Annotated in this window: 24 protein-coding genes; 14 read left to right on the top strand and 10 right to left on the bottom strand. The window is 41.3% G+C overall.

Annotated features, from left to right (window positions below; all coding sequences use genetic code 11):
• The first annotated feature begins 71 nt into the window (after positions 1-71).
• Entirely contained in the window at positions 72-1295 is a 1224-nt protein-coding gene (locus tag ATL39_RS15410; protein ID WP_170146964.1) for a metal ABC transporter solute-binding protein, Zn/Mn family, read from the top strand.
• A 97-nt stretch (positions 1296-1392) separates the two neighbouring features.
• On the opposite strand, the gene ATL39_RS15405 is transcribed toward ATL39_RS15410, so the two are convergent.
• The 3 genes from ATL39_RS15405 to ATL39_RS15395 form a co-directional block, all read right to left on the bottom strand.
• The gene (locus tag ATL39_RS15405) at positions 1393-1911 is read right to left on the bottom strand and encodes a hypothetical protein (RefSeq protein ID WP_120194259.1); all 519 of its coding nucleotides are present in this window, start codon (positions 1909-1911) and stop codon (positions 1393-1395) included.
• A gap of 554 nt (positions 1912-2465) precedes the next feature.
• The gene (locus tag ATL39_RS15400; RefSeq protein WP_120194258.1) at positions 2466-3002 is read right to left on the bottom strand and encodes a DUF2812 domain-containing protein; all 537 of its coding nucleotides are present in this window, start codon (positions 3000-3002) and stop codon (positions 2466-2468) included.
• Positions 2999-3340, bottom strand: a complete 342-nt coding sequence (locus tag ATL39_RS15395; RefSeq protein ID WP_120194257.1) for a PadR family transcriptional regulator — start codon at positions 3338-3340, stop codon at positions 2999-3001. Before ATL39_RS15395 ends, ATL39_RS15400 begins: the two co-directional genes overlap by 4 nt.
• A 100-nt stretch (positions 3341-3440) precedes the next feature.
• On the opposite strand from ATL39_RS15395, the gene ATL39_RS17485 reads away from it, so the two are divergent.
• From ATL39_RS17485 to ATL39_RS15380, 4 genes are all read left to right on the top strand, one after another.
• Positions 3441-3611 (top strand): hypothetical protein, encoded by a 171-nt coding sequence (locus tag ATL39_RS17485; protein ID WP_170146963.1) that lies wholly within the window; start codon positions 3441-3443, stop codon positions 3609-3611.
• 58 nt (positions 3612-3669) lie between these two features.
• On the top strand, positions 3670-4422 hold the full coding sequence (locus ATL39_RS15390; protein WP_120194256.1) for a hypothetical protein: 753 nt from the start codon (positions 3670-3672) through the stop codon (positions 4420-4422).
• Positions 4423-4770: 348 nt separating this feature from the next.
• Positions 4771-5034: a hypothetical protein gene (locus ATL39_RS15385; protein WP_120194255.1), complete on the top strand. Its 264-nt coding sequence runs from the start codon at positions 4771-4773 to the stop codon at positions 5032-5034.
• 67 nt (positions 5035-5101) lie between these two features.
• Positions 5102-5620 (top strand): tubby C-terminal domain-like protein, encoded by a 519-nt coding sequence (locus ATL39_RS15380; RefSeq protein ID WP_120194254.1) that lies wholly within the window; start codon positions 5102-5104, stop codon positions 5618-5620.
• A gap of 69 nt (positions 5621-5689) precedes the next feature.
• Here ATL39_RS15380 and ATL39_RS15375 read toward each other — a convergent pair whose 3' ends face one another.
• From ATL39_RS15375 to ATL39_RS15365, 3 genes are all read right to left on the bottom strand, one after another.
• Positions 5690-6640 carry an arsenic resistance protein gene (locus ATL39_RS15375; RefSeq protein WP_120194253.1) on the bottom strand — a complete coding sequence of 317 codons (951 nt, stop codon included), beginning with the start codon at positions 6638-6640 and terminating at the stop codon, positions 5690-5692.
• Positions 6641-6672: 32 nt separating this feature from the next.
• Entirely contained in the window at positions 6673-7227 is a 555-nt protein-coding gene (locus ATL39_RS15370; RefSeq protein ID WP_120194252.1) for a putative glycolipid-binding domain-containing protein, read from the bottom strand.
• A 136-nt stretch (positions 7228-7363) separates the two neighbouring features.
• Positions 7364-7771 (bottom strand): hypothetical protein, encoded by a 408-nt coding sequence (locus ATL39_RS15365; protein WP_120194251.1) that lies wholly within the window; start codon positions 7769-7771, stop codon positions 7364-7366.
• Positions 7772-7910: 139 nt separating this feature from the next.
• On the opposite strand from ATL39_RS15365, the gene ATL39_RS15360 reads away from it, so the two are divergent.
• From ATL39_RS15360 to ATL39_RS15345, 4 genes are all read left to right on the top strand, one after another.
• On the top strand, positions 7911-8438 hold the full coding sequence (locus tag ATL39_RS15360; protein WP_120194250.1) for a TetR/AcrR family transcriptional regulator: 528 nt from the start codon (positions 7911-7913) through the stop codon (positions 8436-8438).
• A 59-nt stretch (positions 8439-8497) separates the two neighbouring features.
• A complete protein-coding gene (locus ATL39_RS15355) occupies positions 8498-9652 on the top strand; it encodes an MFS transporter (protein ID WP_120194249.1) in 1155 nt (384 codons plus the stop codon).
• 80 nt (positions 9653-9732) lie between these two features.
• Positions 9733-10752 carry a sodium:calcium antiporter gene (locus tag ATL39_RS15350; protein WP_170146962.1) on the top strand — a complete coding sequence of 340 codons (1020 nt, stop codon included), beginning with the start codon at positions 9733-9735 and terminating at the stop codon, positions 10750-10752.
• Between the two features lie 329 nt (positions 10753-11081).
• A complete protein-coding gene (locus ATL39_RS15345) occupies positions 11082-11543 on the top strand; it encodes a universal stress protein (RefSeq protein ID WP_170146961.1) in 462 nt (153 codons plus the stop codon).
• Positions 11544-11607: 64 nt separating this feature from the next.
• On the opposite strand, the gene ATL39_RS15340 is transcribed toward ATL39_RS15345, so the two are convergent.
• Positions 11608-12492 carry a universal stress protein gene (locus ATL39_RS15340; protein WP_120194246.1) on the bottom strand — a complete coding sequence of 295 codons (885 nt, stop codon included), beginning with the start codon at positions 12490-12492 and terminating at the stop codon, positions 11608-11610.
• Positions 12493-12598: 106 nt separating this feature from the next.
• Complete coding sequence (locus ATL39_RS15335) at positions 12599-13054, bottom strand: hypothetical protein (protein ID WP_120194245.1); 456 nt, start codon at positions 13052-13054, stop codon at positions 12599-12601.
• Positions 13055-13644: 590 nt separating this feature from the next.
• Between ATL39_RS15335 and ATL39_RS15330 the strand changes: the two genes are divergently transcribed.
• Complete coding sequence (locus tag ATL39_RS15330; RefSeq protein WP_170146960.1) at positions 13645-14532, top strand: universal stress protein; 888 nt, start codon at positions 13645-13647, stop codon at positions 14530-14532.
• Between the two features lie 10 nt (positions 14533-14542).
• On the opposite strand, the gene ATL39_RS15325 is transcribed toward ATL39_RS15330, so the two are convergent.
• Positions 14543-16402, bottom strand: coding sequence for a heavy metal translocating P-type ATPase (locus ATL39_RS15325; RefSeq protein WP_120194243.1), 1860 nt, complete (start codon positions 16400-16402; stop codon positions 14543-14545).
• 257 nt (positions 16403-16659) lie between these two features.
• On the opposite strand from ATL39_RS15325, the gene ATL39_RS15320 reads away from it, so the two are divergent.
• The 4 genes from ATL39_RS15320 (at position 16660) to ATL39_RS15305 (ending at position 19333) form a co-directional block, all read left to right on the top strand.
• Complete coding sequence (locus ATL39_RS15320) at positions 16660-16839, top strand: hypothetical protein (protein ID WP_120194242.1); 180 nt, start codon at positions 16660-16662, stop codon at positions 16837-16839.
• Between the two features lie 303 nt (positions 16840-17142).
• Positions 17143-17310: a hypothetical protein gene (locus ATL39_RS17480; protein WP_170146959.1), complete on the top strand. Its 168-nt coding sequence runs from the start codon at positions 17143-17145 to the stop codon at positions 17308-17310.
• Between the two features lie 50 nt (positions 17311-17360).
• A complete protein-coding gene (locus tag ATL39_RS15310) occupies positions 17361-18059 on the top strand; it encodes a DUF429 domain-containing protein (RefSeq protein WP_170146958.1) in 699 nt (232 codons plus the stop codon).
• Between the two features lie 188 nt (positions 18060-18247).
• A complete protein-coding gene (locus tag ATL39_RS15305) occupies positions 18248-19333 on the top strand; it encodes a CAP domain-containing protein (RefSeq protein ID WP_120194339.1) in 1086 nt (361 codons plus the stop codon).
• A 46-nt stretch (positions 19334-19379) separates the two neighbouring features.
• On the opposite strand, the gene ATL39_RS15300 is transcribed toward ATL39_RS15305, so the two are convergent.
• Positions 19380-19823, bottom strand: a complete 444-nt coding sequence (locus ATL39_RS15300) for a MarR family winged helix-turn-helix transcriptional regulator (RefSeq protein ID WP_120194239.1) — start codon at positions 19821-19823, stop codon at positions 19380-19382.
• Positions 19824-19923: the final 100 nt, after the last annotated feature.

The following is a 19923-nucleotide window of genomic DNA, read 5'->3' as shown; positions in this document are numbered from 1 at the left end:
TCTGTATCGCTTTTTTTATCGGGCTGATTGCCGGATTATTATAAATGAACGAAACGAAAGGTGTTTACAACATGAGAAGAAAAATACTTTTTTCTACTGCGCTCTCTACATTGTTAATTGCGGGTGCCTGCGGAAACGAAACAGAAAATGGAGGGACTTCTGATGAAGACCGGCCGCTGCAGGTTTACACGACACTGTTTGCCTGGGAGTCACTGGCATCTGAAATAGGGGGCGAGTACGTAGAAGTGGAAAATATTGTTCCCCCGGGCTCTGATGCGCACAGCTATGAACCTACGGCGCAGACGATGATCGATATCTCAGATTCTGATGCTTTTATTTATAACGGTGCAGGAATTGACGGATTTGCGGAGTCAGTGGAAGAAACAGCCGACGGCGTGAAAATGATTGAAGTAAGTGAAAATATGACCCTGCAGGGAGGGTCACAGGCTTCCAGCTCCAATGCCGCAGAGGAGGGAGAAGCTGTAGACGCTTCTTACGATGTACCTGAAGATGTAAACATTGAAGGAACTGCCGATCATTACCATACAGGTGATGACGTTATTTTAACCGCCGAATCGGAAGAAGAAGGTCATTGGCATTGGTATGCAAGAAATTATGAAGATGACGAATGGCGTACTGTACCGGACAGTGAAGGGAATGATTACACTGGTAAAGCGGCGGTGAATGGCCAGCAGATAAAGGCCGTTTTATTTGATGATAACGAAGAGCCTTTGGTTCAATCAGCCTCTGTAGAGATTGTAATTGACGACCATGGTGACGAGGACCCGCATGTGTGGCTGGATCCGCTGCTTGCTTTGGAAGGAGCAGAGAAAATAACCGAAGAATTCTCCGCATTGATGCCGGAGCACAAAGAAGCATTCGCGGCTAACCTGGAAAAGGTTACGAATAAGTTGGAGGGCCTGGATGAACAATTTACTACATTAAGTGAAGAAGCCGATAAGCATCAATTTCTAGTCTCCCACTCCGGCTATGGATACTGGAATCAACGGTATGGCATCGAGCAGATTGGGATTACGGGCATTTCTCCTAATCAAGAGCCGTCCCAGCGTCAGCTGCAGTATATAATAAAACTCGCAGAAGACAACGACCTGAACCATGTGATGCTCGAGCAGAACATTTCCACTAAAGTGGCAGAAGTAGTACAGGATGAAACAAATGCTGAGGCTCTAACCATTCATAATATGGAATCAGTAATGGAAGACGAGCAGGATGAAGACTATTTCAGCATAATGCAGGAAAATATAACAAACTTAGAAGCAGCATTAAATGAATAACCTAAACAGGAGCCGTCACATTGACGGCTCCTTCTGTTTACTTGAATAGTAGTTTACAATTGGAAATAGCATTTTGTGAATAAATTCTTATAAGGATTTATTGGTTTTCCCATTCAATTGGTGTTGATCTTATTTTTTTCTCATCAATTTTAATATCTTCTCCATGGTTTAACTGGATGTTCCTGTGGTAGGTAAGAGCAGGTGGAAGGTTATGGTGCTCTAAATAGACAGCCGGGTCAAATACCAGCTCAATACTCAGCGGCACATTGTGATCGTAAACGAAATGCCCCTGCCTTTTCCACTTCTTCTTTTTATCATCTGTATTCAGTTCTTCAATAATCTTTCCTGTTGTTCTGGCCGTTATGGCTGCAGTGATAGATACTGTCACTTCATTATCTTTTTCTTCAATGTTATTAATCGTAAACTGATCGGTCATTGTGTCATACATAAATGCATCAACGGTAGATTCTTTATGCGTATTAACGAGTATACTGGTTTGTTCACTCTTCAGGGAGTCATCCTTAAAAATCTCTTTTAAATACCTTTCCAGTAAATTAGCTGTTTTTACTTCCCCTTCATAATTGCTGATGTATTTGGATAATGCCGTCTGGGACATAAGAAAACTCCTTTTTTGTTGATGAATGGTTTATTTTTAATACATGAACCCATGTAAAAATGAAAAACGTCATTTCACTGCTATTAGTACTATTGACCTTTTTCGACCCGCGTAAACATTCTCTCTGCCTGGTTTAGGGAATAGAGCAACTCATGCAGAACTAAAAAAGAAAGAGAGATACCATGACAGAGTACTGAACATCGATTAAATCCTGTATAAAATCTCCATATTTCACTCCTAAGATCGACCGCTATCTCGGTGCTATTTTTATCGTAGTGGACCCTGTTGTTAAATTTTCGGGTAAAAAATGGAGAGAGAAAAAAGGACTTCATCAAAAGGATCTGAAGCCATCTGTAAAAGCAGAGCGTATTATATCTAATATTGCCATCGGCTTTTCCATTATCTTTTTACTATTGAACATAACAGCGGTCGTTTTAGTGGATGCCCTGCCCCGGCCATTCATAGGAATTTCTAATAATGCATATAAATAAACCCTTCAACCCAGGAATACATACCATTTGGGTTGAAGGGTTTATATTTTTAATAATAAATAATTATTTATTAAGTCGATAAACTTTATAGGTGTAACCTATATACGGAAATGTACTAAAAACAGTCGGAAAGGTCCAAACAAGAAGAAGTACTGTAGCCAATACGGTGAGAGTAGTTAAATCAGGATAGAAAGTATTCACTGCCCAAAGGAATGCAGCCAGAACAGTAAAGATAATAAGGCAGAAAACCGCATAGGATTTAAACTTTTTCTGCTCCTGTCTGTAAACGTCTCGTTTGTCCGCTTTTCTACTGTAGATTTTTACAGTGCCTTCCGGTGCTCTGAAAATATGCATGGCTCCGCCGGAACAGATATGCTCCCAGCCGGCGTCCTGGAAGAGTTGAAAATAATCAGCATCCGGTTGTTCGTTATAATCGAGCTCATACTCAACAGCCATAGGCTCACCGCGTTCCAAAGTATAGCCGAGAAAGCCAAATTTTTGAAGGTGCCAGCCTTTCAATGATTTCTTTGCTAGTCTTTTCATGTCATAGCCTTCACTAAATGCTAAGCCGCTGCTTGTCATATACTTTGTTTTTTTCAAGGGAGCTGCTCTCCTTTCATTTGTAACGCATTTTCTCCATGTTCTACCATTTTTTTTCGGCGTTTGAGTTCCTTTTGAAAAATATCTATGCCCTGATTAGTAATAACATAGCTTTTTCTTTGTTCCGCCGCTTGTTCACTTGGCTTAATATACCCGGCTTTTAATAATTTCTGAATCATCGTATAGACGGAGCCAGGACCCATGACTACGTGTCCCTCTGTCAGATCTTCCACCTTCTGCATCACAGCGTAGCCGTGCATAGGTGTCATTAGTGACAGCAGAATATAATAATGCGTGTCTGTTAAATCACCGGAAGAAATGCTGTCTTTTCTGCCCAAAAATACACCTCCTATATCATTAAATGATATGTTATTAAATAGTATATCATTAAATGATATAAAAACAACTATTATTTATAAATGAAAAGGAGAGTATTAAATGAGAAAGGTCGTATCAGCTCCATTATTAGGAGCCGCTATGGTGGGAACCTGCTTAAATATATGGGCAGGATTTACCGATCGTGGAGAATATATTCCTATCACAATTGCGTTTACGTTTGCGGGCGTAATTTTATTACATTGGAACGCAGCAAATATTTCTCAGCGGTAATTTTATCCGTTCAAATATGATAAGTTAGCAGGGGAGAAAGAAATATAGGAGGAATACAATGACGATTATCAGCCATCCACTTCGTTTCGTTTACTTAAAAAGCTATAAAACCGGGGGCACTTCGACGGAAATTGCTTTAATAAAAAAAGCGTACGAGCAGATGACAGCCTATGCAACAGCAAAAGATATCCGCAAGTATGGGTTCTCAGAACGTAAAAAGGGTCACTTTTTTACAAAATGGGGACGTCATATTGATATAGGAAGCACGCAGAAGCTGGTAGATACAGGAGCAAAAATGTTTCTGCGGAAAACAGGAAGCGGAGGACCTCTGCTGCAGCATCAGCCTGCCGGAGAAGTAAAGCAGCTGATTGGGGAAAAGCAATGGCAGGAATCCTATAAAGCAGTAAACATACGGAACCCGTGGGATCTAGTAGCTTCTGACTACCGCTGGATTATGAGCGGACGGGCCGGAAGATCGGAAAAACGGGATATGTCGTTTTCCTATTTTGTACAGATGATTACCGAAGAAGAATCACTGCCGACCGGGTTTAAAAGAATGGAACATCTTCTACATCCATTTGTTTACATAAATCAGGAGAAGGCCTGCGATTTTTATATACGATTTGAGCACATGGAAGAGGATCTTTCACATGCCGGCAGAAAGCTTGGTCTTTCTGCCATTGACCTGCCAAGGGAAAAAACATCCAACAGTCAAAAAGTGAATTACAGAGAGTATTACGACAAAAAAACCGAACAGATTGTGCAGGATCAATTTCAGGATATTATCCGTGATTTTGAATATTCTTTTTAAATAAAAAAAGCAAAAGCCGGTTCCTCGAGCACACAGGAAGAACCGGCATTATTTTTTTGATAGGCGGTTAAGCAGAACATAGAATAATTCTTTATCACAAGCTGCAGGAGCATTCAAAAAGCATCCCATTTTTTAAAAATGAAAGAAAGCTTTAATTGTTTTTCGAAGCAGTGCTATAACATGTAGAGTGATTTCAGCAATTGGCCAGAAAAAATCTACATCATCTTTTTTTTTTTTTCATCTGACTTCCTCACTTTACTCCCCCTGCCTTTATCGTTATACTAGCAAATAATACAATAAATTCCAAATTTGATAGAACAGCATTTATTAAAAAAAGGGGAATATTTCATGGGAAATTTTATTATGGGTGTTTTATTCTTAGTGGTTACGTACTTATTAACTCGTATAAATAGGTTAGAGAAGCGTATAAAGCAGATGCAGATTGTACTAGATAGAGGGGATGAGACGCCAGAGAATTCTGAGGCCCTGCTTGAGAATGAACTTCGCAAGTTGATAGAAGAAGGAAATGACGTTAAGGCAGTAAAAATGGCCAGGGAAAAATGGGGATTGTCTTTAATCGAAGGGAAACAATATATTGATAAATTAAAATAATAACATTCTACTCCATTTTATTAGCAAACTCATAAACAGCAATCGTTTATAAAGGGAGAAGATAATATTGGGAGATCTCACATTTTCAAAACCATTTTTTATATTTTCCGCACGTAAGATATCGGTGGAGGACAAGCAGGGCAGCGTGCGCTATTACTGCAGGAAATGGTACCGATCTAAAAAAGAGGTGCTGACTCTGTCTCATCTGGAACATATCTATGTGTATGATGAAAACGGGGATATTATAGTTAAGGCAGAACAGACTTCTGGCGCACGTGCCACGTGGGATATCAAGTACGGAGAGGATTTAATTCATTCTGTAACGATGATTAATCATTCCCGGGTGAATACAAGTCCATACTGGACCATTCGTTTTCAGAAAGATGAATATACGCTTCAGAGAAAAGCATTTTCCAATACCACGGAAATAAGAAATGGCCACGGTCATGTGGGTACCATGAAACAGTATGGAGCAGGAATGACAAAGCATGAAATAAGTTGGTATTCATCGCTGCAGGATAGATTGGAACCCATATTGTTAGGTGCGTTGTACCTTTTCACGTTAAAAGATGCCAGACCCTCTTAAATATTACCAAGTGCCCGCTTATAAAAACGCGGGCACTTATCTTGATACTTTACATAAAGATCGTTTCTTTTAAATTAAGTTACGCCGTAGAAGAAGAACCTGCGAAACCACGGCCAGCACCGGCAGTTCGATCAGCGGACCAATAACGAGGACAAGTGCGATTAAGGGCTGATTCGGAAAAGCCGTTACAGCCACAGCCAGGGCTAACGGCGAATTTCGAGCCAATGTCGATAAATGCAGACTGACGGTATCCTTGTATGAGAAATGCAGCCATTTTCCCGCCAGCCGGGCTGTAAAAAAATTAATCACATAGAAAAGGAGAATCGGAATCAGCAGGAGATAGGTGATTTCCAGATTATCTAACAACACTTTGCCCTGAGAGGCAAACATCGCCATAATCGCTAAAGCAAGAAACAGTCCCTGTGCTTTTGAAAAAAACGGGACGAGCTGTTGTTCCAGAACAGCTTTTCTGCGTTTGAATATGTATCTCGTCAGCTGCGCCAAGGAGAATGGCAGAATCACTACGAGCAGGATGCTGCTGCCAATTGAGTAAAGGTTTGTGCCTTCTATCGTACCGGCGAATAAGTAGAGATAAACCGGCAGCAATAATAGCTGCAGAATCAGGTTCACCGGCAGAATAGAAGCAGCCAGCGGTACATTTCCTTTGGCAGTGGAGGTGAAGATTAAATACCAGTCGGTACAGGGTGTCACCATCAGGATAATAAATCCAAGCCAAAGGGCCGGATGATTGGATAGAAATACAGCTCCAAGTCCATAAGCTAAAACAGGAGTCCAAATAAAATTAATGCCGGCACTTGCGCTGAAAAATCGAATATGGGTAAAAGCCTTTCCCAGATGTTGGAGGGGAACAGCTAAAAATAATCCGTACAGCATACAGAACAAAAAAGGAAGAATAAACAGACCGGCCCGTGATTCGATAAACTGCCATTGTCCAATGATCAATCCCATGCCAATTGCGGATAAGAGGAAAATAGTATGCCATTTTTCGATGAGGTTCAGTTTGATTATCTCCTTTCTTATTCCGGATGCAGCTAATACCGTCTCGTGAATAGTCCAGGATATTCGGTCACATATCCGTTCTCGTCGACCGAGATAAAAGATGCAAAATGTTTATGCTGGAAGTGAAATACTCTATCTTCGTTTTCATGTTCAATATACGTGTAGGTTTGTTTTACTTTCTGGACGTCCAGGGATGGAATGGATATATAGACCATGTCAATCTCCCGCTTTTGACCGGGATGCCACGTGTGTCGTTTGATAGGAAGCGAATTGGAAAAGGGCGTCACAGATATATCAATATCAATGGCGCCGTTCAAATAGTCCAGTTTTACTCCATGGTGGTCATACCATACTCCGGTTCCTGAAGATGTAAGCTGCAGGTTCGGGCCATTTTTATCTTTAATATGAACATTGGTGGCTTTCCATGAATTGTTGAGGGTCATTTGATACCAGATTTGTACGGGAAAGCCGGTTTCCAGAGAAATGACCGTGCTTTCCACCTGAATCATGTGTTCTGTTCTGGAAATATACAAGTACTCGCAGCCGAATGTTTCGATATTTTCCCATACCATTTCATTCGGAAACATAACACGTCCTCCTTATTCACTTTTTGGGTTACGATACGCTAGGTTCATTTAGTTTACTACTAAAAGAAACGATAGAGTATAATTATGTGTGAAAAAGGGCAGGCGAATAACGACAGCATCTAGTAAAAATGTTGTTTTAATGTAAATAGGTAAGAAAACTAATAAATACTATTAAGGAGTAGCCTCCCATACCAGAAGCGCTGTATAATTCGAAACGGTAATCATCCGGGTTGCCGCTTTCTTTTTTCCATATGTAAATATTGTATCCAGTCCATATCAGAATAACTGCCACTAGACAGGTAATCACTACGAATCCTGCAGAGGATGGAAGAAAGCCGACAGCTGCGCTTGAGGGAAAGGTTAATACAGTAAACCAGAAACTCACTTTCTGATGCCTGGCACTCGCATGTTTTTCGACTCGGAAGGATCCGTTTCGTTTTATGTACCATCGTTTTACCAGCCAGTAGATGCCGTATAACCCACCAAGCCATATTGTTAAAATAAGAAAAAGCATTCCTATAAAGTAATTGAGTTCTGCCTGCATGCAATCCCTCCTATGAACCATTATTTCCTAATTATGGATAGCTAAAACTTATTTTTCCGGGAGGAAAGACTTGCCCGATGTTTATTCATGTGGTAGATTAATAGAGTGATCGTTATATCTAATTTAAAAGGAGGCATCTATGAGCCGGAAAAGAGAGGATCTGCTTGTTCATGCAGAAAAATTATTTTATGAGCATGGTTTTCACGCGATAGGGCTGAAAGCTATTGTCCAGGATGCAGGTGTTGCGCTTATGACGCTGTACAATCACTTTGATTCCAAAGAAGATCTTATTTTAGAAATATTAAACAGGCGTGAAAAGATGTATTTTTCTATGCTGAAAGATGCCGTTCGTAAGGAGGAAGGATCAATCGAGCATAAGCTGGTTTCCGGCCATATACAGTGGTTGAAAACCAGTGCTTCGAATGGCTGCATGTTTCTGCGGGCAAAAGAAGAATTTTCCAGCATTCCTGATCATCCACTTGTGAAAAGCGTCTATAGCCACAAAGAAAAAATGATTCAGTTTTTTGAATCGAATGAGATGAGTAGAACTGCGGCTGTCCAATTGGCTCTATTATTAGAAGGCAGTACGTCTTTAGCGGAGACGCTGAATGTTCAAGAAATAGAAAAAACGCTTTATGCTATGGTTGAAAACATAAAAAACAGCTGATGTCTGTTTTTTTTAACCATTAGTATAATGATCGTTCTATCAAAAAAAGGAGAATGAATATGTGGAAAATTGTATTTCCCGGAATCGCCATGATAGGTATTGTGTATGCTTTCGCCAGGTTTAGTTTTGGATTGTTTCTGCCTGATATTAGTGAGTCATTGGCCTTATCGGAAAGCCAGGCGGGAATAGTTGGATCCGCGGCTTACGCTGCCTATACGGCGGCCCTTTGTTCTGCTTATATATTTATTCATACATTTACGGCACGCCGAGTGGTATTATTCGCAGGAGCCACAGCATTTCTGGGAATGATAGGTATCGCTTTTTCTACGGCGTTCTACATCCTTATGATCAGCGTTTTTGCCGCCGGCCTCGGGAGCGGCTGGGCTTCTCCTGCGTTCAGCCAGGTGATCAGCCAGTCTTTAACATCTTCCCAGCAGAATAAAGGAAATACGTGGATTAATACCGGCACAAGTTTTGGGTTAATGGTGACCGGCCCAATAGTTTTATTGTTCACAGACCAGTGGCGCTGGAGCTATTTGTTATTTGCAGTTATTACAATGATAGTCTGGTGGTGGAATGCTGCCGTACTCGAAAAAGATAAAAAGAAAATTAGTACTGTGGGTCAAAAGACAGCATGGCCTGAGATGCTAAAAAAAGGCCGTTTTCTAATAGCTGCTTCCCTTGGAGTAGGGTTTAGTTCCTCCATATACTGGACATTTTCCAGAAGTTACGTTGCCGTCATCCATGAATTTACGATGAATCAAAGTATTATATTTTGGATTGTAATGGGTGCTGCCGGTATTATCGGAGGCACGGCAGGCGGAATTATCCAAAAAGCAGGCCTGTCTTTTGCATATAGAGGCGGAGTGTTTGTCACAGCAGCATCTATTATCTGTTTGACTATACCTATACAGCCTGCGGTTTACCTGTCTGCGGTATTATTTGGAATATCCTATATCTTTATGACAGGATTATTTATTGTATGGGCCACGCGTGTTTTTCCTGATTTGCCCTCATTGGGAGTGAGTCTTTCCTTTTTGGCACTTGGTATCGGACAGGCGTTAGGATCAGGGGCTGGAGGGATGATTATTGAAGAAGCCTCGTATCCGTTTGCGTTTATCACATTTTCTCTCCTGGGGATGTTTTTTATAGTATGCAGGGTAGAAGAACGAAAAACAGGTACTAAAGGGCTGAATGAAGGCCGTTTTGTTTGATCAACAACGGATTAGGGGATGAATAAAGATGTTCAATTGAACGTTTTTTATCAAGAATGCACAGACAGGGGACCGTAACTTTGAGCGCAACGTTAGCTATTTTCTTATTTATCACTGCGGCTGTTGTTTCAGCAGTAGCTGCCGTTCGATTATCTACGCACGCGGATAGTATCAGCAGAAATACGAAGCTGAGCGGTTTTTTGGCCGGCACGCTTTTATTAGCCGTAGCAACCTCGCTGCCGGAGTTGACGGCTACTATTTCCGCAAGTGTGATAGGCAATGCAGATATTGCAGTAGGCAATGGATTGGGAAGCCTATTGTTTAATATTTTTGTATTATTTGCTTTAGACATTTATTTCCGCAAAAAACGGTTGTTCCTAACCGTCTCTCATGATCACACTTATACCGGTATTATTGCTTTATTGTTAAGTACCGTGGCGGCGGCAGGGTTATATCTGCAGTCCAATCTTACATTGGCAGGTATTAGCATGACGAGCCTGGCCATTGCTGTTATTTATATTTTGGGTATTTGGTTTGTGTCGAAAAAAAAACCTCAAGCAGAAGAAGAAGAATCCGGTCAAGCAGAAGAAAAAAACGATGCCGCTTCCTCAGCACAACATCAAAAGGAAAATACAGCATCTTCGGTTAAAGGTTTTCTTCTTTTTGCTGTGATTATTTTCATTTCAGGAAGTGCCCTGTCTATTACAGGTGACATTATGGCAAATACAACCGGTATTAGTGCAACAGCCGTAGGAAGTATTCTGGTGGCACTGGCAACATCCATTCCCGATGCTGTTGGAGTGTTTGTTGCATTAAGGCTGGCGAATGCGAACATGGCGATTGGGGCTATATTGGGGAGCAATATCTTTAATATAGCGGTTATAGTAATCGGCGACTTGTTCTATCAGAAAAACAGTATATGGACGGACACAGAGGATCAAACCATTTTAGTTGCAGGAGCCGGCTTTTTCCTGACAGTGTTAGTGATGGTGATTATAAAGCGCGATCATACGCGAAACAGCTTTACTTATATTCTGCCGTCTCTTATAGCAGTCACAGGATATATCGCTTTTCTCATTAGTATTATTGCAGCGGGTTAAATTAGTGGGCAGGCGGTTTCAAAATATTATTAATCATTTGCTGCAAATTCGTTGTTAGAAAACGTTTTACTCTAATATTGAAAGGGTATATTTGTAATATAAGATAATATAAAACATGTACTTTGGGACAACTATATATTAGGCGACAATGAATGGATATAAAGCCAGCGCATAAGCCAGAAAAAGAATCTTTATTCTTTTTCTGGCTTTTTGTCATTTTATAGGGGATGTGTCGAAAGCTGGCTGCAAAAAAGCAGGGTTCCAATTATCTTAGGGAAAGCAGCATCAATAACAGAACCATTTATTATTAAATGAAAGGAAGATGTATGATGAAACAATATCAACGAATTCTGGTTGGGGTAGAGGCGCTTGAAGGTGTGACCCACAATGCTTTTGAAGAGGCATGCAGCATTGCAAAAGCAAATGACGCAGCTCTCATTATTGCTTTTGTAATGGATAAAAACGGATATGCTATGCTCGAGAGAACAGACCCGCGCGGTTTTGCCCAGCTGAAAAATGAGGCCGTCACAAAGCTTAAGGAATACGAAGAGGAAGCTGTAAAACAGGGCATTACCGATGTGCAAGCTGTGCTGGAGGTAGGTGCTCCTGCAAAAATGCTCGTGCAGGACTTGTGCCAAAAGCATAAAACGGATCTGATCATCATAGGGCAAACCGGCGGAACGAAAATAGACCAGCTGCTGCTCGGAAACAAATCAAAAAAGATCCAGAAAAAATCAGCCTGTGAAGTTAAAGTAGTTTCTGGAAATACCACCTCAACCGTGCACGTATAAAATGAAATAACGGACGATGCCCCTCGTATAGTAAATATGAGGGGCATTATTACTGAATAACATTTCAATCGGGCGGATGGACAATCAGTACATCACATGCGGCTCTCCGCACGATACTCTCGGCTACGCTTCCAAGAAAACGCCGTTCAACCCGGTTTAATCCAGAAGCGCCTGCGACAATTAAATCTGCTTTATAAGCCTTTGCTATACTGATGGGCAGAACTGTTTTAGGAGATCCACGCTCGATAATGTATTTAATATTTTCCACATGCCGCTGCTCCGCTGTTTTTTTATACTGCTCAAGTATATTTTCTCCATTTTTTTCAAACATAGCCAGAATTTCTTCGGTATGCATGTCAAAAGAGGAAATAGCGGGAGTATGAAGGACATGAGCCACAATGAGAGAGCTGTTACTGCCGGCCGCAATATCGACAGCTTTCTCAAAAGCGGCAATAGATTCATCCGACCCATCAGCGGCCGCTAAAATAGTTTGATATCCATCCAGAACTTTTTCATTGCGAACGATTAAAACATCACACTGAGCATGGCGTACCGTACCTAAAGAAACGCTCCCCATCACATATTTATCAAACGTACCTGCTCCGGAAGCTCCCGTAATAATTAAATCGGCTTTATAATTCTCTGCTAATAGCTGAGACACTAGTTTTTGAGGATTCCCGCTTTGAAGGGAAGTAATGACGTCGAGAACCCCCGCCTTTTGAGCTTTCTTCTTGCTTTCATCCAGTATCTTCTGCCCTGCCTCTTCGGCAGCGGGAATGAGATCATAAGAAAAAACAGCGGCCCGGCTGTAGTTTTTATAATCCACTACGTGACCAATAATCAAAGTACTTCCGTGTTCGAGTGTCAGATTAATTCCTTTTTCCAGTGCTTTTTCCGAGTCTTCTGATCCATCCACAGCAATAAGAATATTTTTATAGATGGTTTTCATTTCCCTTTCCCCGCAATCTTATAATATTTTAACCTGCAGGCTGGAATAATATAAAAGGCGATAGGCGGCCGGCCGGGCAGATAGAAGCTTTGTTGTGCACAGTCTATTAGTTCGAATCTATTTGTTTCAAGCGGTTTTTGTATTTACGCATGGAGAAGTGATCGTCCTGCTCCAAATGCGAGACTTTATTCTGCAAATAGATAAACGTTTGAAATAGCATAGTTGTTTTGAAAGCTACGGACAAGCTCTGTTCATTAACTTCACTGTTTTGAGATGACGCTGCAATGGAAAAATAAAGCAGCATTTTCGGATCCGCCTCAAGCGTAGGAGCATCCAGAGCTATGAGCATTGCCAGGTTCAGTTCAGCAGCTAGAGGATCCTTGTTTTGTAGAGAATAATGGAGCCATTCATGCGGGTATAGGTAAAACCCGTAAAAAGGAGCGATTCTGGCCACCTCTGCATGTTGGGATGCTTGAAACAAAAGATCTTCCATATCATTTGGCGGACGTTTCAATGCCGCAAGCATCTCTTCGTAAACGGCGTAACGCATAGAGTATTTCATTATAAAAACCCTCTCTGAAAAAATTTGATGGACGTACAGTCTGTCAAAGTCTCAAAAAAGATAAATTAGTGAAATGCTGATGCCGTGCTGCATTTATAGAGCGGCTTTTTTAGGAGATAAGGTAAGTTGACTGGAGGATGTTTGTACGAAAATTAGAATAGATAGATGAACGACGAAGAAAAAAGAAGTTGGGTAAAGGGGGAAATTACTTAAAAGTCTGCAATAACGTTTCTATATTCACTGCGATTTTTTAATGTATTTTACATATATATTTAATGAGTATATAACGAATTATAGAATAATCCGTGAGTATGTCAACCGCATTTGTCTATTGTATTAAATAATCTAAACAATAGGCTTTTTATGAACTAAAGTGTATAGGGAAGATGTCATTGCTGATTTAATCATCCTTACTTATGATTTTCCCGATTGCTTCCATAATTATTCATCTAAATTTTCTATTGGTTTTTCGTATTTATAAAATCATCATAAACTGGAACATTTGGAAAAGTGTGAGATATATCACTTTAAAAGCTGGTGATCTTGAGTATACTAGTCTCATTAAATATGAAAAGAAGCTGGTGAAGAATATGAAACGATATCAGCGTATTTTAGTAGCAGTCGATGGGTCGAAGGAAGCGACTAAAGCATTGAACCGGGGTATTAATCTGGCAAAGCGCTACGATAGTCGCCTGTTCATTTGTCATGTAGTGGAAAGCAAAGAATACAGCAGGGTGCCTGTTTACCGTGAAGAGATCAAACAGGCTGCTGTGGAAAATGGACTGGAAATATTAAAAGCCTATGAAAAAACAGCCGCAGAAGCTGAGGTCAAAGATGTAGTTACCATCATGAAACGGGGCGTCTCACCACAAAAAATGATCGCTAAAGAAATTATTCCTCTGTACAATATTGATTTAGCGATTACTGGCGCCTCCGGTTTAGGCCTCATCGAAAGTTATTTATTGGGCAGTGTATCTGCTGGAATGGTCCATTTGGCTGGCTGTGATGTTATGGTGGTGAAAAACAAAGCATTTACGGAAAATTACCGGCGTATTCTGGTGGCCATTGATGAATCAGAGATGTCGATGAAAGCATTTGAGACAGCGATTACTATAGCCAGGGAGCAGGAATCAGAGATATCCGCTGTACACGTATTACACACTCCGCTCGCTCATTCGGTAGAACAGTTCCGCGATGACATTCAGGACATCTATATGAAAAATGGAGAATTGTTGCTGGAAAGATATCAAAAAATGGCTGTTGAAAGAGGCATGCAGCATATGCCGATCTCAATGGAATACGGTGCTCCCAAGTTTATTCTGCCAAAAGAAACGGCTGTACTTTTTCGGGCTGACCTCATTGTTGCCGGCGCAACTGGAGCTGGTGTGGAAAAAGGTCTCCACCTGGGAAGTGTCTCGGAAGGGATTGTCCGCAGAGCCGCCTGTGATGTGTTGATTATCCGGAACAAGCCCAACTAAAACCAGACTATTACTTCAACATGCGTAGGCCATTGAGTATTACTAGAATCGTACTGCCTTCATGTCCGATAACGCCGAAAGGAATCGAAATGGTCTGTGCAAAATTTAAAATAACCAACAAGAGAATAACGCTTACTGAAAAATATATGTTTTGTTTGATGATCCGTTCCATTCTCCGTGCCAAAGTAATCGAATAGGTAATACGTGATAAGTCATTTTTCATTAAAATAACATCCGCAGTCTCTAGAGCTGCATCAGTGCCTTCTCCCATAGCGATACCCGTAGATGCTACAGCAAGGGCCGGGGCATCATTGATACCGTCTCCAATCATAGCCACGTAGCGGTAGGTTTCCGTTAATTTCTTTATTTCGTTTACTTTGTCCCCCGGCATACAACTGCCTATATAAGCATCGACGCCGCTTTCTGCAGCGATGACCTCAGCTGTTTTTTGGTTATCGCCTGTAAGCATAATGCAGTGAATGCCTAACTGCTGAAGTTCTTGAATAGTGGACTTGGCATTCTCCCGGACGATATCCTTTAAGGCAATGGCTGCCGCTATTCCTTTTTCATCTCTCACAAACGTCACGGTCTTTCCTTCATGGGCCAGCCGGTTCAACACACCGTCTTGAAATAGTTCTGCCTCTGTTTCATCGACGAATGCAGGCTTTCCAATCAAAATATCTTCACCTGATATAATCGCTTTCAAACCGTTTCCAGGCACATCCGTTACCTGGATATTCGACAATGGATGAATTCCTTTGGCTTCAATAAACTTTATGATCGCTTTAGCCAGTGGATGATTGGACTGCGATTCCATCCCTGCAATTTTTCCCATCAATACCTCGCGGTCGGTATTTTCCCTGAAGATAAAATCCGTTACTTGAGGCCGGCCCTGAGTAAGCGTACCCGTTTTGTCCATGGCCACAGCCTGTATAGAACTTAGGTTTTCTAGATGAACGCTTCCTTTAAAAATAACACCGTTTCTTGCGCCATTTGATATAGCTGCAAGAGCAGCCGGCATAATTGAAGCCACAAGGGCACAAGGAGAAGCAACAACGAGAAGAAGAATTGCCCGATATAACGTAGTATTCCAATCCCAGCCAATTATATAGTGAGGAAGAAACAGCATTAATGAAAAGACAATTAATACCACAATGACATACCGTCCTTCAAAACGTTCCACGAACTGCTGAGAGGGCGGTTTTTCGCTTTGCGCTGATTGTACGAGGTCAATAATTTTCTGAACGAGAGTTTCAGAGTTAGGTTTAGTCATTTCCATCGTAATGGCTCCGCTTAAATTTACAGTAGACGCATATAAATCATCATTTATATCTTTAGACACTGGGATGGATTCACCGCTGATCGCAGATTCATCGACTACGGTATGGCCGATTACTAATTTTCCATCAGCAGGAACCCGTTCTCCGGGTTTAACGATAAGCATATCGCCGGCAGTTAAGGAAGCCACAGCCACCCGGGTGGTCATGTTGTTTTTTAAAAGCCATGCTTCTTCAGGCTGAATTTTCATCAGCACCGATAATTCATGTCGGCTTTTATTCATCGTATAAGTTTCCAGAGCACCGCTTAGTGAGAAGATAAATATTAATATGGCTCCTTCGGTCCAATAGCCAATGATCGAAGCACCGACTGCGGCGAGGATCATCAACATTTCTACATTGGGCTTTCGATCCTGGAGAGTTTTTTTAATTCCGTATTTTGCTTTCGCATATCCACCGATAACAAAGGCCAGTAAATAAGTAATAATCGATAAGCTTCCAATTCCAAGCAGCTCAAGTGCATAAGCAAAAAGTATCAAAACGCCGGAAACCAGAGCAGCGATTAATTCAATGTGCAGCTTAAGCTTTTCCATGAACGTTCTCCTTTATATAGACTGGACGAAGGAAAAATAGGGAAGGAATACTATATAGTTAACTTCTTCATATGATGGGAAATACCTCTTTCCATTAGTTAACAACCGCCCTTAGTTTGGAAAAAATGGTGTGCTGCTTTTTCTGATTCTGCAGAGGATTTAATTCCAAAATAATGAATATATAGTATAAAATGGTAGTGTTATACTGCAGATTAATAGAAAATATAATTATTCATTTTATAAGGAAGTGATTGTTCATGAATAATATATTGTTGCGGACCCTTTTTGCAGTAGTTATATTTCCAGTAATGTATACTGTTTTATCTTTAATCATTGAAGAAACGGTACCGGAATGGCCTGCTTTAGCCGGATCAGCTATTGCAGGAGCAATCAGCGGTATTTTTATTATAAAATTCGATAATAAAGCTAAAAAATAATTACTATACATATGCGTTCTGGTTCAAGTCATCGTATTCGACTACAGGCGGAAGAAAGGATGTTATAGTATCTTTCAATTGAATAAAAAAGCGATCGGTCTATTTAAAAGAAAGAAAGGAACAATAAAAAACATCATCCTGGAAAACTCAGGTCCTCTGCTTCTCATTGCTGGTGCATTATCAAATCCAGTTTTTGCATTCAATAATGAATTATGGGTGACGTATACGTTATATCTAGCTGCTATTTTCTTTATATTTCTGCCCAGGGTATTAAAATATAAAAAAGAGAAGCACTATCTTCGTATGAGTATCATGCTGTTAAGTATGGGATTATTAATGGCAGGTTTTATGGTGAAAACTGCTCCTCTAAACTACACATTAGCCGGATCGGCGCTTGCACCTCTGCTGCTGCTGTTCATTTTGGAAAAGAGAAGCAAAATAAAAGAAGAAAAAGCAAAGCAGATACCTTAGTAATCTAAAGCCGTATAATCTCAATACTTATAATAGAAGGAGGGAGCGCCGTGAAAGCAATAGGACTGGACGGGTGCAGAGGCGGCTGGATCGCCGCTTTTGCAGAGAACGGAAAGACTTATAAGATAGAGGTACTAACCAGCTTGAGTCAGCTCCGGCCCGAACCGGGTATTTCTATATGGGTAGATATGCCGCTCGGCCTGCCTGCAGCCAGCGAATATCCGCGGCAGGTGGAGGCTCTGGCACGGCAGAAATTGGGGAAACGGCGTTCGAGTGTATTTCCGGTACCATGTAGAGAAGTACTTGTCTGCCGCAGTTATCAGGAAGCGAATGTATTACATAAACAGTTAACCGGAGCAGGGCTGCAGAAGCAGACCTGGTTTCTATTTCCAAAGATAAAAGAAGTGGAGGCCTTTTCCATTGAATCATCAGTGAAAGAGGCACATCCGGAAGTGCTGTTTGCAGATGTGTATGGAGAGCCGCTGTCAGCATCCAAGAAAACAAATCAGGGCATTACGCAGCGTCTGGATCTGCTCGAGCAGCTCGATCCCGGCATTTGCAGCCTGTTTACGAAAACAGTAGGTCTGTATCCACGAAAGATATGCAGCCGTGATGATATTATCGATGCTTCCGTTTTGGCTATAACCGCATGTCATCCTGAATGGAGATCTGACGGAATCGATCAGCATCCGGCTTATTCTGCTGAAGGACAGGAAATGAATATGCGAACAGTTAAATACCTACCGTAAACAACGTGCCGGCCTAGCACACGGAAGTTGTTTTTTTATAATGGAGACCGGGTCGAAAGTTCAATCAATAGAATGGCAGCACAGGAGAGTGGTACAATAATGGGCGAAGATAGTTAGTAAAGCAGTGGCTCCCGCCGGAAACGGACGGGAGTATTGAATAGATAAAGGTGGTTCATATTTTGAGAAGAATGATTTTGTTGGTGTCCGCCGTGCTGGTCGTTTTTTGGACGAAACCAATATGGGAGGAACCTGCCGGCAGCTTTATGCCTGAACCGTTAAATGATGTGATAAACAATGGCTTTGACTTTGAAGAGATGACAGAGGATGCGGTCGCCCTTTTAAATAATGTGACAGGTTCAGAACAAGATAGGGAACAGGAAGCCGTGGAAGTAGAAGAACCTGAACTGACCACCCCTGAGGATCAATCCTTTTCTGTAGGTAATATAGAACTCGGTGACACAAGACAGGATGTAGAAGACATGTATGGGGAGTCTATGCGCGAAAGCGAAAATGAATACGGAGTAAACTGGTTAACGTATCACGAAAATTATCAAAATTTTATGATGGTTTCGTTTAATGAAGAAGGTATTGTGCAGGGACTTTACACAAACCAGAATTTACTTTCCTCCCAGTATGGAATTGCGTTGGGAGACTCAAAATCATACGTAAATGAAACCTTGGGAGAACCGGAGGAAATGATTCGCAGCGGCAGGTTTAACTACCAGATAAACAGCGAAGGGGAATATGACGTTCATCAAATAGACGGCAGCTATGTCACTGTATTCTATGATGTCCATGAAGAGAATGAAGTAACCGCCGTTCAGATTATTAACGAAAACATGGAAGCGGCAAAAGAGAGTTTTTATACAGACGGCAGTGAATCCTTAAAAGAAGGATTTGAATATCAGTTGTTCGATTTAACAAATGCTGCTCGTGTCCAGCACGACCTTCCTGTACTGGAATGGAACGAAGAGGTAAGAGAGACGGCCCGTGCACACAGTACCGACATGGCAGACAACCAATTTTTCAGCCATACGAACGAGCAGGGACAGTCTCCTTTTGAAAGGATGGAAGAAGATGACATCACCTTCACGCGTGCCGGAGAAAACCTGGCGTACGGCCAGTTCAGCAGCGTGTTCGCCCATCAGGGGCTGATGAATTCAATGGGCCATCGGGAGAATATTCTAAATGAGAGCTTTACAGAGCTTGGCGTTGGTGTAGATTTTAATGAAGACAATCAGCCATTTTTCACTGAAAATTTTATAACAATATAATAAAAAAACGCCTTTCGTCGAGAAAGGTGTTTTTTTATGTAAAAGATTAATTTTTAGATTTTTCTTTTTCAACAATCGCCTGGATGTTTTCCAGCGCTTCCTGCATTTTATCGACATCTTTCTGCGGAATTTTTGAAAAGTACTTTTCATGCAGCTGCCGCTCTGCTTCTTTAAACTGTGCTTTCCAGTACCGGCCTCGTTCCAGCAGCTGTAAAATAACTTCCCGGCGGTTTTCAGGATTGACGGTGCGCTCGAGAAACTGTTCTTTTTCCAGGTGGGAAACTGCCTGGCTGGCCGTGCTTTTCGAAATGTAGAAGTGGCGGGCTACATCATTGATACTGCTCTTCTGATGGTGAAACACAAACCAGAGGATGCTGACCTGCCGCTGATTCAAGGGGAGGTCCGGCATAGGGAAATCACTGATGATGGTGTTATGGATACGTTCGGTTATTTCAATAACGCGGTATATATCTGCAGGCTGTGAATTCAATGGATAATCTCCTTTAAATAGAAAAATATAGATACATAAAGCCTATCATGAAAAGACGGAACAGAGAACTGTTTTGAAATGAAAACGGTTAATTATTAAA

Source organism: Sinobaca qinghaiensis, assembly GCF_003610495.1.
In the GTDB taxonomy this organism is placed as follows: Bacteria; Bacillota; Bacilli; order Bacillales; family Marinococcaceae; genus Sinobaca; species Sinobaca qinghaiensis.
This window is presented reverse-complemented; position numbering and strand designations above follow the sequence as displayed.